General features: G+C 34.1%; 14 protein-coding genes and 1 riboswitch. Of the genes, 7 read left to right on the top strand and 7 right to left on the bottom strand.

Annotation, left to right across the window (positions count from 1 at the left end):
- The first annotated feature begins 179 nt into the window (after positions 1-179).
- A complete protein-coding gene (locus BUB95_RS10040; protein WP_073086061.1) occupies positions 180-926 on the top strand; it encodes a hypothetical protein in 747 nt (248 codons plus the stop codon).
- Positions 927-1,078: 152 nt separating this feature from the next.
- On the opposite strand, the gene BUB95_RS10035 is transcribed toward BUB95_RS10040, so the two are convergent.
- Positions 1,079-2,314: a glycosyltransferase gene (locus BUB95_RS10035; RefSeq protein ID WP_073086059.1), complete on the bottom strand. Its 1,236-nt coding sequence runs from the start codon at positions 2,312-2,314 to the stop codon at positions 1,079-1,081.
- A gap of 4 nt (positions 2,315-2,318) precedes the next feature.
- On the bottom strand, positions 2,319-2,798 hold the full coding sequence (locus BUB95_RS10030; protein WP_073086057.1) for a heme-binding domain-containing protein: 480 nt from the start codon (positions 2,796-2,798) through the stop codon (positions 2,319-2,321).
- Positions 2,799-2,843: 45 nt separating this feature from the next.
- Between BUB95_RS10030 and BUB95_RS10025 the strand changes: the two genes are divergently transcribed.
- The 3 genes from BUB95_RS10025 (at position 2,844) to BUB95_RS10015 (ending at position 5,078) form a co-directional block, all read left to right on the top strand.
- Positions 2,844-3,416 carry an adenylosuccinate lyase gene (locus tag BUB95_RS10025; RefSeq protein WP_073086055.1) on the top strand — a complete coding sequence of 191 codons (573 nt, stop codon included), beginning with the start codon at positions 2,844-2,846 and terminating at the stop codon, positions 3,414-3,416.
- Between the two features lie 85 nt (positions 3,417-3,501).
- A complete protein-coding gene (gene purB, locus BUB95_RS10020; RefSeq protein ID WP_073086053.1) occupies positions 3,502-4,845 on the top strand; it encodes an adenylosuccinate lyase in 1,344 nt (447 codons plus the stop codon).
- Positions 4,842-5,078: a hypothetical protein gene (locus tag BUB95_RS10015; protein ID WP_073086051.1), complete on the top strand. Its 237-nt coding sequence runs from the start codon at positions 4,842-4,844 to the stop codon at positions 5,076-5,078. Before purB ends, BUB95_RS10015 begins: the two co-directional genes overlap by 4 nt.
- Before the next feature lie 28 nt (positions 5,079-5,106).
- Here BUB95_RS10015 and BUB95_RS10010 read toward each other — a convergent pair whose 3' ends face one another.
- From BUB95_RS10010 to BUB95_RS09995, 4 genes are read right to left on the bottom strand one after another with little or no spacing between them, the layout of a single operon-like run.
- Entirely contained in the window at positions 5,107-5,655 is a 549-nt protein-coding gene (locus BUB95_RS10010; protein ID WP_073086049.1) for a DUF4252 domain-containing protein, read from the bottom strand.
- Between the two features lie 12 nt (positions 5,656-5,667).
- Entirely contained in the window at positions 5,668-6,237 is a 570-nt protein-coding gene (locus tag BUB95_RS10005) for a DUF4252 domain-containing protein (RefSeq protein WP_073086047.1), read from the bottom strand.
- Positions 6,238-6,261: 24 nt separating this feature from the next.
- Positions 6,262-6,750 carry a hypothetical protein gene (locus tag BUB95_RS10000; RefSeq protein WP_073086045.1) on the bottom strand — a complete coding sequence of 163 codons (489 nt, stop codon included), beginning with the start codon at positions 6,748-6,750 and terminating at the stop codon, positions 6,262-6,264.
- Positions 6,737-7,249 carry an RNA polymerase sigma factor gene (locus BUB95_RS09995; RefSeq protein WP_073086043.1) on the bottom strand — a complete coding sequence of 171 codons (513 nt, stop codon included), beginning with the start codon at positions 7,247-7,249 and terminating at the stop codon, positions 6,737-6,739. The genes BUB95_RS10000 and BUB95_RS09995 overlap by 14 nt, the downstream gene beginning before the upstream one ends.
- 252 nt (positions 7,250-7,501) lie before the next feature.
- Here BUB95_RS09995 and BUB95_RS09990 point away from each other — a divergent pair, with 252 nt between their 5' ends.
- A complete protein-coding gene (locus tag BUB95_RS09990; protein WP_073086041.1) occupies positions 7,502-8,941 on the top strand; it encodes a S41 family peptidase in 1,440 nt (479 codons plus the stop codon).
- A gap of 56 nt (positions 8,942-8,997) precedes the next feature.
- On the opposite strand, the gene BUB95_RS09985 is transcribed toward BUB95_RS09990, so the two are convergent.
- Positions 8,998-10,872 carry a TonB-dependent receptor plug domain-containing protein gene (locus BUB95_RS09985; protein ID WP_073086039.1) on the bottom strand — a complete coding sequence of 625 codons (1,875 nt, stop codon included), beginning with the start codon at positions 10,870-10,872 and terminating at the stop codon, positions 8,998-9,000.
- 64 nt (positions 10,873-10,936) lie between these two features.
- A riboswitch (cobalamin riboswitch) is annotated at positions 10,937-11,153 on the bottom strand.
- 118 nt (positions 11,154-11,271) lie between these two features.
- On the opposite strand from BUB95_RS09985, the gene BUB95_RS09980 reads away from it, so the two are divergent.
- Both BUB95_RS09980 and BUB95_RS09975 read left to right on the top strand, forming a co-directional pair.
- The gene (locus tag BUB95_RS09980) at positions 11,272-12,438 is read left to right on the top strand and encodes an ABC transporter substrate-binding protein (RefSeq protein WP_073086037.1); all 1,167 of its coding nucleotides are present in this window, start codon (positions 11,272-11,274) and stop codon (positions 12,436-12,438) included.
- Positions 12,428-13,456: a FecCD family ABC transporter permease gene (locus BUB95_RS09975; RefSeq protein WP_073086035.1), complete on the top strand. Its 1,029-nt coding sequence runs from the start codon at positions 12,428-12,430 to the stop codon at positions 13,454-13,456. The genes BUB95_RS09980 and BUB95_RS09975 overlap by 11 nt, the downstream gene beginning before the upstream one ends.
- Position 13,457: the final 1 nt, after the last annotated feature.

The raw sequence follows: 13,457 nt of genomic DNA, 5'->3' as shown, positions 1-13,457 counted from the left end.
GTGTTTACTAAAACTTGATATTGTAGTTTTTAAAAGCTAACTTCGTTTAACATTTGATATAATTCTGTTGCTGAGCAAAGTCTGAAGCATTAAAACAGAATCATATCATTAATAGTTGTGCTGCATTTTGGAACATTAATTGATATTGACCTTAATATTAAAATTAAAGAGAAATTTTTATGAATAAATTACAAATTTTATTGCTTCTGATTCTTATTCCAGCCATAACAATTGGGCAAAGGAAAAAAAATCAAAATCTGGCGGAAATGGCATACAGTACGATTCAGAAGAAATTAGATGCTTCAACAAGTGATAAACGAGATGCAACAGTTAAAACACTAAATGGAATTGTGGAAATGTCAAAAAAAGAGGAATTTATTGACAAAGTGAGCAATCATAAAAAATATCTTGAAAGTTTAGAATATTTTGAGATTCCAACAGCCAACATTTCTATCATTAATGATAGTCTGGTTTCCTCAAAAGGTTTGGTGTTCGAAAAGAGTGAGAATAAATATTATATCGAACCAAATAAGGCATTTAAAGAAGTAATAGAAAAGAATAAAACGGGAATCTATCTTTATCTATACATTAATGAAAACAACAAAATGTATTTGGAGTTTGTTAATTATACTAACGGAAAGAAATTGCTCTTAATTGAGAAAGCTAAAATAAAATTTGATGACAAAGAATTTGAATACTATTTAAATTGGGTTAAATCAAGAGAAAATGGCTTTGAGTTTTGTACAATAGAAACCAACACTAAAAATTTTATTGACTTATTTAATGCAATATACAGTCATCAAGGTGAAATGACAATTGAATTCACTGGAATAAATGGAATTAGAACAGAAACAATACCTAACGAAATGATTGAACAAATAAGTAATGTTTTTGACCTATATTCTCAATTAAAAGTAAAAGAATAAAAAACGCAGTACAACAATGTGTATAGCTCATTGCGACTGAATTCCTTAAACGGAATTCATTGCAATTTGCTAACTTTCGGTTACGGCGGAAAATCATAGCTGATTTTCCGCAACGAGCCATACACAAATACTTTAAACGAAACCATTAAAAATCACTTATTCTTAGCCTCAATCCACTTACTCATATATTTAGTGCTTTGTAAAGTATGATGCCTCAATAATTGACCCATAAAATTGTCTTGTCTGTGTTTTAAAATATCTTCAGACAACTCACTGATTTTTTGAGAAAAATCGGTTTCAAAATTTAAAATATTAAAGCGTTGGTTTAAGACATTAAAACCAGCGCTTTTCTTTTTCTGCCACTCTTCTTTATTCGTGTATAAACTAACAGCCCTATCAACAAATGCTTTTGAGTCATTGCAGATATGGCCATTTTCTTCAAACTCCCCAAACATTCCTTCGGCAGCTATAGAAGACATTATACATGGTGTACCATTTTGCATGGCATCAACGAGTTTACCTTTTAATCCTGCACCAAAGCGCAATGGTGCTAAACAAACTTTAGCGCCTTGCATGACTTCATTGACATCTTCAGCATAACCTTTAATTAAAAAACCATCTTTGGGTTGATGCAACTGTTTAACTTTTTGAGATGCGTAAGCGCCATAAACATGTAACTCGACTTCTGGAAGTTTCTTTCTAATTAACGGCCACAACACTTCTTTTAGATATAACACCGCATCGTAGTTTGGTGGATGCAGAAAGTTTCCGATGGTTATAAAATGATTACGCGCATCAAAATCGGGCAAATCACTAATTCTGTCTTCAGAAATTGGCTCAAATAAAAATGGTAAATAGTAGAGTAAACTTTTATCTACTTTTAATTGTTTGGTTAAAATTTCGATTTCAGCTTCAGAAATCATCAAACTTAAATCACAACGATACATACTCGCCACTTCACGTTTTGTTGTATCGTTTTGTAGATGTTTAATAGAGAACTCTTCTTTACTTTTTAAAGCAGCTACTCTTCCCTTTCGCAGTCCATGAAAATCTTCGGTATCTAAAATCCTAATAGCATCAGGACATTGCTCTGTAACCCGCCAACCAAACTGCTCTTCAGTCATAAAACGGTCGAACAGAACAATAGCTGGATTTAGATTTGTTATAAACGCATCAAAAGATGGGTCATTTAATAAAATACCTTGAGTTTTTACGGCTATTGAATTCAAATCAAAAGCCTGAGTACTCTCATTGGCTGTTGTTGCAAAAGTTATGTCATATCCTTGTTTTTGAAACAAGGATATCAGTTGCAGCATCCTGCTTCCTGCGGCAGAACTTTTTGGCTCTGGCCACACAAAACCAATGATTAAAAGTGTTTTAGGAGACACTTTCTTATTGTGGTTGCTTAATCTGCAAAGCGTATTTCGTACGTACTTGTTTTGCCCAAGTCACTACAGCTTCAATTTGCTCTGGAGATAAATCTGCATCGCCATGAGTCCAAGTATAACTAGGTAAAGGCATTTCTTTCTCTTCGACTTCCTCGATAAGTTCATCTAACTTATGGTCTTTCTTCTTTAATGAATAATCATTCCATTTAGACACATTAAAATGACCTTTTCCATGCTTTATATGGTCATTTAACCAGTAATTAACCGGAGTAATAGCATTATACCAAGGATAAGTGGTATTATCACTATGACAATCGAAACAAGCATTCTTAAGAATGACTTTTACATCTTCTGGTGGGTTAGTCTCCGCCAAAAAAGCATCAACGGATGCTAAATCACCTTGGTTTTTTTCCGGTCCAAAAAACTGAGCCAATACAAATACTATTAAGAGCGCTAAGCCTAATTTTTTAAGCAATTTTTTCATCTTGTAATTTTAACTAATTTAGAAGCGTTAAAAATAAGAAACGTTTTGACAAAAGACCAACTTTTTAAAGAATTAGATTATGTAAATGCCACGCGAGAGTGTAGAGCAAAATATGCCACTATTGTTGCCTCTAATCCTAGTTTAATTAGACCTTTGCTCGAAATTGTATTTGCTGGAGATAGAAAAAAATCACCAAGAGCTTCGTGGATTTTTGAATTTGTATTTAAAGATGATGCTAAGATTCTCTTCCCGCATCTCGATTATTTTTTTGAAAATCTGAAAACGCTACAAATAGATTCTGCAACACGACCTTGTGTTAAAGTCGTAGAACTTTTAATCGAATCTTACTACAAAGAAAAGAACCCAACCGTCATAAATCTCATAACTGCAAAACACAAAGAGCAAATTATAGAAGCTTGTTTCGATTGGTTAATTAGAGATGAAAAAGTGGCCGTAAAAGTATATAGTATGAATTCACTTTACTTTTTAGGAATGGAATTCGATTGGATACATCCAGAATTAAAAACCATTATCGAGCGTGATTACCATTCACACAGTGCCGGTTTTAAAGCCAAATCTAGACATATTCTAAAATGGATGTCTAAATTGAAACAATAGATGAAGGCCTTGTTTTAGCTCTTAAAAAGCTTCCGTCTTCGCGTAGACTTTGCTATATTTGATGCTTTTAAAATTCTGAACAACAATGGCACTTTCATCACTGAATGCAATCTCTCCAATAGACGGTAGATACCGCTCTAAAGTTGAATCTCTAGGTAATTATTTTTCTGAAGAAGCTCTTATAAAATATCGTGTTTTAGTAGAAATAGAATACTTTATCGCACTTTGTGAAATTCCATTACCTCAACTGCAAACCGTATCAAATTCTGTTTTTGATGATTTAAGAGCCATTTACAAAAACTTTACTGCAGAAGATGCCACCGCAATAAAAGACATAGAGAAAGTCACCAATCATGATGTAAAGGCTGTTGAATATTTCATCAAAGAAAAATTTGATGCTCTAGGCTTATCAGATTATAAAGAATTTATTCATTTTGGATTAACATCTCAAGACATCAATAATACGGCTATACCATTGAGTATTAAAGAAGCCATGAATGATGTATATGTTCCAGAATATTTCATCTTATTAGAAAAAATTGAAAGTTTAGCTGAGGAATGGAAAGCTATACCAATGTTGGCGAGAACGCACGGACAACCTGCATCTCCTACGCGACTAGGAAAAGAAATTCTGGTATTTGCTGTTCGTTTAAAAGAGCAATTTAATTTACTAAACGATATACCTAGTGCTGCAAAATTTGGAGGAGCAACTGGTAATTTTAATGCACATAAAGTCGCTTACCCAAATATAGATTGGAAAGATTTTGGAACTCGTTTTGTTCAAGAAAAGCTTGGGCTTCAACATTCTTTTCCAACCACCCAGATAGAGCATTACGACCACATGGCTGCTCTTTTTGATGCCTTAAAACGTATCAACACCATTATTATAGATTTAGACCGTGATATCTGGACGTATGTATCCATGGACTACTTTAAGCAGAAAATTAAAAAAGGAGAAGTGGGTAGCTCAGCGATGCCGCATAAAGTAAATCCTATAGACTTTGAAAATAGCGAGGGTAATTTAGGAATTGCGAATGCTATTTTTGAACATCTTTCTGCCAAATTACCAATTAGTAGATTACAACGTGATTTAACAGACAGTACCGTTTTACGAAATGCTGGTGTTCCTTTTGCACACACACTAATTGCATTTAAATCTACGTTAAAAGGATTGGGTAAACTATTGCTCAACAAAACAAAGTTTGAAAACGATTTGGAAAACAATTGGGCTGTTGTTGCAGAGGCCATACAGACCATTTTAAGACGTGAAGACTATCCAAACCCATATGAGGCGCTAAAAGGTCTTACACGGACAAATGAAACTATTACACAGTCTTCGATATCAAATTTTATTGACACCTTAGACGTTAGTGATACTATAAAAACTGAACTTAAAGCAATAACACCTAGTAATTATACGGGTATATGAAATTTAAGTTACCATTTCCTATAAATAACAATACTATTGCACTTTGTTTTGTTGCCGCAATTACTGTTATTTTTATTATTGCTGGTATTTTTGATGTATTAGACTATGCCATCATTAAAATACTACTCATTGGTTTGACTTCTGGTTTGGCACTAATTACCTCTGTTATTTTATTCAAAAAGGAAATAAAAAGAAATCGTCTTAAGGGTAATCCTCAAGACGATTATAATTAACATTTTAATCTTTTAAATAGCGGTCAGTCTATTTAAAAAAATCTGTTAGACCATTAAGGTCTGTACTTTCAAAATTTGCTTTATCTAATGCCGTTCTGAGTGATAGCAAATCGTTTGCATTCATATCATCACCAAGAATTCTTATAACTGCAAATCCTTTATCGTTTGCATTTCCTAGAACAATTAGCTCGTCTATGCTTTCAACATCTCCTAAAAACTTAACTATAAATTTTCCATCTGCCGTGTTTCCGCCACGCATTAATTCTTCGTACTTAGGGTTTTTAAGAATGGTCTTTATTTTTTCTAACTCAACTTTATACTGCTCTTTATTATTTTCATCAATTTGAAAAATAAGTGCATTAAGTTTATCCACAGACTTATAGGCTCTCTCTTGCTGTTCTGTAAGCTCTACTTTATCTACATTGATTAAGCTTGTTGGAGCGTCAAATGTGGTAAAGCCAGGCTTTAACTCATTATCCACATAATAGGTTTGCAATGTTGGCCCATTATTACAGCTTGAAAAAGCAGTAATAATTAGGGCTAACATCACAAGTTTTTTGATTGATTGAAGTTGCATAATACTAAATAATTAGTTCTTCTTGTTCGCCTTTTTTAACTGGTCACCTCCTGGTAAGTCCATTTTATTAGCCAATTTAGAAACTTGTCTTAAATCGATATCTCCTGTAAGTGTAATTAATACAGTTTCGATCTCACGCTTTTTACCATTAATCTCAATGTTTTGTCCTTGAGTCATTTCTTTAAGACCATTAACAAACATTAATAATTCTTTGACGTGATTTTCGTCTTTACCTTCTTTTACGTAAAACTTCACTGTCTGTGCACCATCCTTAATACGCATTAACTCTTCTAAATCAGAGCTTTTAAGGTATTTTTTAACGGTAGCATTCATGTCTGCCGAAATTTTTTCGTTTCCTGTTGTAAATACTTTTACTCCGGTAATTTTCTTTACCATATTGTAAAATTCTTGCTCTTCAGGATTGTCTAAATCAATATCTATACTAGCTAACATGCTAAACATTTTTTGATTTAAAATCACTGTACCTACATCGTCCATGTCTTCATATCTATCAAAGATACTCTGCCCAAAAGATAAGATTGGAGCTACGATAAGTGCTATTAATACGATTACTTTTTTCATGATATTTGTTGTTTTAATTGTCTATTAATTGTTTTTAAAAATTCTGCTTTTTGCTTTATTAAATTCATTTAGTCTACTTGCGCCTTGTCTTCCGTTTTCAAAATTATCAGAAACTAAGCTCAAAGTGTTTAATTGCTCTTTACCTTCATTCATCCCAATAGATATAAGACTTAAAGCGTCCATAGCTTTGTTATATGCTAATAAGGCTTCTTCTTTTTCTTGTTCAGAAGGTCCAAAAGCTTGTGGTATCATAATACCGAGCATTATAACGGCAACAGCTGCGACAGAAATCCATTGGTATAATCTAGTTTTCTTTTTGGTGTTTAATGGAACGTCTTTGGTAAATGCCTCTTGCTGCGTATTAGTAAAATAGACAAACAAAGGTTTGTAGTGCTCCAAATGTGGAGCAACATTGTCACTACTAAAGTAAGCTCTTAACTGTGCTTCTTCTTGCAGTGTTGTCTCTGCATTGTCGTACCTTTCTAATAGGTTTTCAATATTATTTAATACCATAACTATGTGTATTAGTTAATTTTTCTCTTATAGTTTTTCTAGCTCTCGATAAGGCCACACGAATTGCGGTTTCGTTCATGTCTAACATTTTAGAAATCTCTGCAAAATCATATTGCTCAATATCTCTAAGCTGTACTATAATTTTTTGTTGTTCTGGTAATGTTTCTATGATGCTCGAGACCCAGTCAACACTATCTCTTGCTTCTACTTGCTTTTGTAATGACGAATGGCTGTTATCTTGATAGTTACTATGAACTATCTTTAGATTTTGTGCTTGCTTAGACTTTAAACGGTCTAGACAAAAATTCTTAGTCATGGTCATAGAAAAAGCTTCTACATTGTTGTAGTCACTGATTTTCTGTTTGTTATTCCATAATTTCAAAAGTATTTCTTGCGTGGCGTCCTCAGCTTCTTCACGAGAAACGAGTAATCGTTTTGCTAAACGAAACACTTTGTCCTTAAATGGCATCACTAAGCTTACAAAATCTGCCTGTGTCATTACTTGGTTTTGATTGGTCGGAAAGCATTTTTAGGCGCTTTCATAATTACGACGAAACATAACTTATTTTGTTACATCTAGTCTAAAATATTTTGTAATTAACTAATAATCAATAATTTAAAATTAAATATAAATTCAATGAATTATATAAGAAACTAGCATATACGTTTATTTCTTTTTATTCTACAATATTGTAAGTAAATTTAGAGTTTTACAACTTAAATACTATTGCTAGCCTAAATAGAAAGAAAAATGAATCAAAAATTTAAACTATTACTTCTTACAATAACAGTAGCTTTTTTTGCTACAAGTTGTTTTGAAGATCAAGATGATAATCTCGTACTAACGGCAGATGTTAAAGACTTTGTTTGGAAAGGTATGAATGAGTTCTATCTGTACGGAGAAGATGTCCCTGATTTAAGAAATACAAGATTTGGAATTAATGGTGGAGATAATCGTTACGAATCTACACCTGAATACTTAGAGTATTTAAATGGGTTTTCATCTCCTGAAGCTTTATTTGATGCCTTAGTTTTTGATGCTGGGAATACAGACAGGTTTAGTCAAATTTTTCCAGATTTATTTGCTGCTATAGATTTGTTAAATGGTACAAATGAAACTAATGGCCTCAGGCGTTTATTTGGTTTTGAGCTTAATGGTTCATTTTACGTTAGAGTTGGCTTAGTACTCAATGGTAGTAATGCTGATTTGGCTGGAGTTCGTCGCAATATGGTTATATCTGGAGTAAATGGTACAACTCTAACCGCAGAGAATGCAAATAGTTTACTATCACAAAATACTATAACACTAAATTTTGCAGATTACGATGATAATGGAACCGAAGAGCTTGATGATGATACTGCTACACCTAACGGACAAAGTATAACCGTTTCTAGAGAACAATTCACTGATAATCCTGTACATAGAGTCGAAGTAATTCAAGAGGGAAATGAAACTATTGGTTACTTAATGTATAATGGCTTTAGAAATAATTTTGAAACTGAACTAAATGCTGCTTTCGCTCAATTAAGTGCAGCAAACGTTGAACATCTAGTTATAGATTTAAGATATAATGGTGGAGGTGCAATCGTAACAGCGGCTAGACTTGCTAGCATGATTACTGGTCAATTTGACGGACAAGTTTTAGCCAAAACAGTTAATGGTCCTAACAGACAAGAAGACAATACTGATTTTACGTTTACAAATTCTATTGACGGAGGAGCAGCAATAAACAGTTTAGGACTGGATAAAGTTTATGTTATTACTACTAGTAATTCTGCATCTGCGAGTGAGTTAATAATTAATAGTCTAAATCCTTACATTCAAGTAATTCAAGTAGGTACAACAACAACTGGTAAAACAACATCTAACCGCTTAGTTTTTGACTCTCCTGATTTCGGAACATCTTCTGTAACTTCTGCACATATTTATGCCCTCTTTCCTCTTGTTGGAAATGTCACTAATAGAGACGATGTCTCTGTTCCATCAACAGGCCTTGTTCCAGATATAGAATTAGCAGAATCAAGTGCTAATTTTGGAACTTTAGGAGACCCTGAAGAGCCTTTATTAAAGAGAGCTATTGAAGATATAACCGGTGCTGGACGCTTTGCTAATTTCTCAAATAATACTGGTCCATCTGAGTTAAAATCTATAGGAGCAGAAGAACCCTTTTTTGGTTATATGTATGAATAAAATAAAAAAAGCCGCTTCAATTGAAGCGGCTTTTTCATCCCCCATTTTACAAGTAACTAAAACTTGAGGTTAAACCCAAGGTCGACATTTCTACCTTGTGTGGTATAACCTAAAATTTCAAAATAATCCTCGTTAAATAGGTTGTTAATGCTTGCAAAAAACTTCAGCTTATTATTTTCTAAAAGCTTGTGACTAAAGTATAGGTTAATTAACGAATAAGCTTCTAAATCTACATTAGTAAAGGTTGAAAAGTCTGTGTCTTGCCTTTCACCAGCATATTGATAATCAATAGACGCGAATGTTTTACTAGAAAAATCGTAACCTAAACTCGCATTAGCACGGTGCTTTGGTAAACGAATGCGTATGCCGTCTTTTAACTCTGTAAAGGTATAGTTAGCAGTGATGGACAAATCTTTAACCAAATTAACTTCAGCTTCAACCTCAACACCTCTTACCGTTGCTTCTGTTGTAGCATTTTCATAACCACTACTACCAAAAATAATTGTATTTTCTTCGTTTCTAATAAAATGAACAAGACTTATCCTTAAACCTTCATTAGTATTAAATTCAGCTCCTCCTTCAATAGTTGCATTCTCCTCAGGTTCTAAATTTGGATTTGGACCAAAGAAACCAAATAACTGCGATAAATTTGGTGCAATAAATGATGTCGCGTAAGACCAAAATACTTTTGCGTAACCTTCATTTACTTCAATTTTATATGAGGGATTGATATTATACACAAACTGAGAGCCATATTCGCTGTGGTTATTCAATCGTCCACCTACATTAAGTGTTAGGTCTAGGTCTGTTACCCAAACCACATTTACGTAAGGGTCTGTCGTTGTAAAACTCTCTTCTTCTACGAATCTACTTTTATAATCACCATAGTTAAGACCAACTATAGTGTATATATTATCATTAAATGTGTACTTATTAAAAACATCTACAACAAAGCTCTCGCCTTCGTTAACAGTAGTTGAGAAAGGCGTAATGGTTTCACGTTCAATATCCGTGTATGCGGCATTTATCTGAAAACTACCATTGTTGTAAGAGAATTTTGGAGCAATCCCTACCCGCTTTTGCTCAGAATTGAATCTATCATCCGTATCCGTAATAGTAAAATTTGGTGGTGGAAAACCATCAATATCTGTTTTAAATCTATCTATACTTCCATAAGCCGTTAGACTAAACTTATCTGAAAACTCGTAGCCTAACTTAAGATTTACATTATATCTAGAAAATGGGTCTGCTTCAGGGTTATCTGATTGTGCCGCAGATAATCCCTCAGAAAATTGGTTACCAAAACTCGCTATATAACTAAAGTCCTTAACAGTTCCGTTTACAGAAACATTATTCGTAAACGCTTCTAAACGATAATCGTCCTCATCTTGCGATTGATTAGTCCCAACCACACTAGAAAAGTTTGCAGAGATTGTTTTTTTTGAAGACTTCCTAGTTGTGATATTAATCACAGCTGTAGCTGCAGAATTACCATAAAGTGTACTTGCTGCACCCTTGACAATCTCAATAGTTTCTATTGTATTAAGGTCTAATAAACGTAAATCAAATTCGTTATTTGGTAAAGATGGGTCATTTACCTGTACACCATCTATAAGAACCAATACCTGTCTGTTATTACCTCCTCTAACAAAGTAACCTAAGTTCTGCCCTGCTACACTGCGTGTTCCGTTAATTTCCATACCACTCTTGGTATTAATCAACTGCGCAATTGTACGTCCTTGATTACGCTCAATCTCTTCTCTAGAAATTTTAATAACCGTTTTACCAGAATTTTCACGCTTTATGGCAAAACGTGTATCTGTAACTACCACTTCATCTAACTTTTCAACCTTAGTAGAATCTTGTGCTTGCACAACAATAGTGCTTAGTGTACTCATAGCGAGTATACCTAACCCTTTAAGTTTTTTCATTTTAAATTTTAATTGCTCGAGAACATACAGCGAACTATACGTAAACTTTTATCCCGAAAGTTTTACTTATTTGTTGAAATTGGCAGGTCTCCTGACTTGTTTTTTGCTATTCGGCCTTCCCATAATGACGTTTACCGTGATTACAGTGGCATTGCAGTAAATAGCAACTCACTTTGTGAGGTACTGAAATGAATTCAGTATAAACTTACAGTTGCGGGAACAGCTCTGGATTTTCACCAGATTCCCTTTTAATTGGCTATGCCATCCCGAACTTGCTTCGGGACCTTTTTTGTCCCTAGCACAAATTCTTATTGACAATGCCAAACCAAATTTCGGAGCGAAATTAAACAATTACTTTAATCTACATACTATAACTTAAATAATTCTTAGTTTTGATTTATGAAGAAGATTAAACCTAAATGGAAAGCCCTGTTTTACACTTTAATGGTTTTCTGCTTGCTCTCATGTAAAAACGAAACCAAAATAGAGCAACTTCCTGGTTCTGAAGTAAAACAACTTCAACTCAAGTATGCTGAAGGATTTTCTGTGTCAGAATATAATGACTATAAAGTCATCACCGTTTCGAAACCTTGGCCAAAATCTGAAAAAACCTATACCTATTTGGTAGCATCTAAAGACGCTTTATCTAAAATGACGTTTCCAAAAGATGCCTACGATGGCGTAATCGTTAACCCGATTGAAAATATCGTCGTAACATCTACGACGCACATTCCTTCTTTAGAACTCCTTGGCGTTGAAGAAAAGCTTGTGGGTTTTCCTGGAACAGATTATATCTCTTCAGAAAAAACAAGACAACGAATAGACAAAGGACTTGTCAGAGAGTTGGGAAAGAATGAAGGTATTAATACAGAAGTACTTCTAGAAATTAACCCGAATCTCGTTGTTGGTTTTGGTGTAGATGGTGCAAACAAAACGTTTGAAACGATTAAGAAAGCAAATATTCCCGTTATTTATCATGGTGGCTGGGTAGAATCTTCTGCTTTGGGTAAAGCCGAATGGATTAAGTTCTTTGGGGTATTATATAATAAAGAAAAGGAAGCCGATTCTATTTTTAATAAAATTGAAAAAGATTATCAAGATGCCAAAGCATTGGCTAAGAATGCAACCACAAAACCTAGTGTATTAAGTGGCGCTATGACTAAAGACGTGTGGCATTTGCCAAACGGCAACAGCCCAGAAGCTCAATTTCTAAAAGATGCTAACGTCAACTACCTTTGGAGTGATACTGACGGCAACGGCAGCTTATATCAAAGTTTTGAGGCTGTTCTAGATAAAGCTAAAGATGCGGATATTTGGTTAAGCCCATCGTATTACAGGAGTTTAAAACAAATGAAAGATGCCAATCCGCTCTATACAAATTTTGATGCTTTCAAAAGTAGAGAAGTTTACAGTTTTACAAACGCCGTTGGTGCAACAGGTGGAAATTTGTATTACGAGCTAGGTGCCGCTCGCCCAGATTTAATTCTAAAAGATATTATAAAGATTACACATCCAGAACTTTTGGAGGATTACAAACCTTACTTTTTCAAGAAATTTGAAGACTAACAAAACATACAAACTTCAATTTTTATTACTATTCGTGATTTTAGCTTTATGCTTCTTTACGAATATTAGTCTTGGCTCTGTGAGCATCCCTTTTAAAAGTATTTTTGGAAGTTTGTTTAGTACCATAGAAAATTCTACTTGGGAAGTTATAATTACAAATTTTAGACTACCAAAGGCTATTACAGCCATTCTGGTTGGCTCTGGTTTAGGGATTTCGGGTCTGCTAATGCAAACCTTATTCAGAAACCCTTTAGCTGGACCTTTTGTATTAGGCATTAGTTCTGGTGCGAGTTTGGGAGTGGCCTTAGTGATACTTGGCTCTGGTCTCTTTGGTGGAGCTTTTGCCATTGCCTTAGCTAGCAAATGGAGTATTGTCATTGCTGCAAGTTTGGGGAGTTTTCTGGTTTTAATGTCTGTCCTAGCCGTTTCACATAGAGTAAGAGATACTATGGCAATTTTAATCATAGGACTCATGTTTGGAAGTATTACTGCCGCGGTAGTTAGTGTCCTCTCCTATTTTAGTTCTGCCGAACAATTGCAACAATACATTTTTTGGGGTTTTGGTAGTTTGAGTAACTTATCTTGGAATGAACTCTTGATATTTTCAGGAATCTACTTTGTAGGATTAATTCTAAGTATTGCTTCAATTAAAGGCTTAAATAGTCTTTTGTTAGGCGACAACTATGCAAAAAGTTTAGGTATTAACTTAAAGAAAAATCGATTTATTATTATCATAGCTACAAGTTTAATTGCCGGTACAATTACAGCTTTCGCTGGCCCAATAGCCTTTATTGGTTTGGCTATTCCGCATCTAACACGACAAATTTTCACGACGTCTAATCATAAGATTCTATTACCAGCCGTTTGTCTATTTGGAGCCATAGTGATGCTTATTTGCGATAGCGTGGCACAATTACCAGGAAGTGATTATATATTGCCTATTAATGCCATCACAGCGTTAGTTGGTGCGCCTGTAGTAATTTGGTTATTGGTAAGACAACGAAAAATGATGTTTTAAT

The organism is Winogradskyella jejuensis (genome assembly GCF_900129745.1).
In the GTDB taxonomy this organism is placed as follows: domain Bacteria; phylum Bacteroidota; class Bacteroidia; order Flavobacteriales; family Flavobacteriaceae; genus Winogradskyella; species Winogradskyella jejuensis.
The sequence above is the reverse complement of the archived record's forward strand: the minus strand, read 5'-3'. Positions and strand labels throughout refer to the sequence as shown.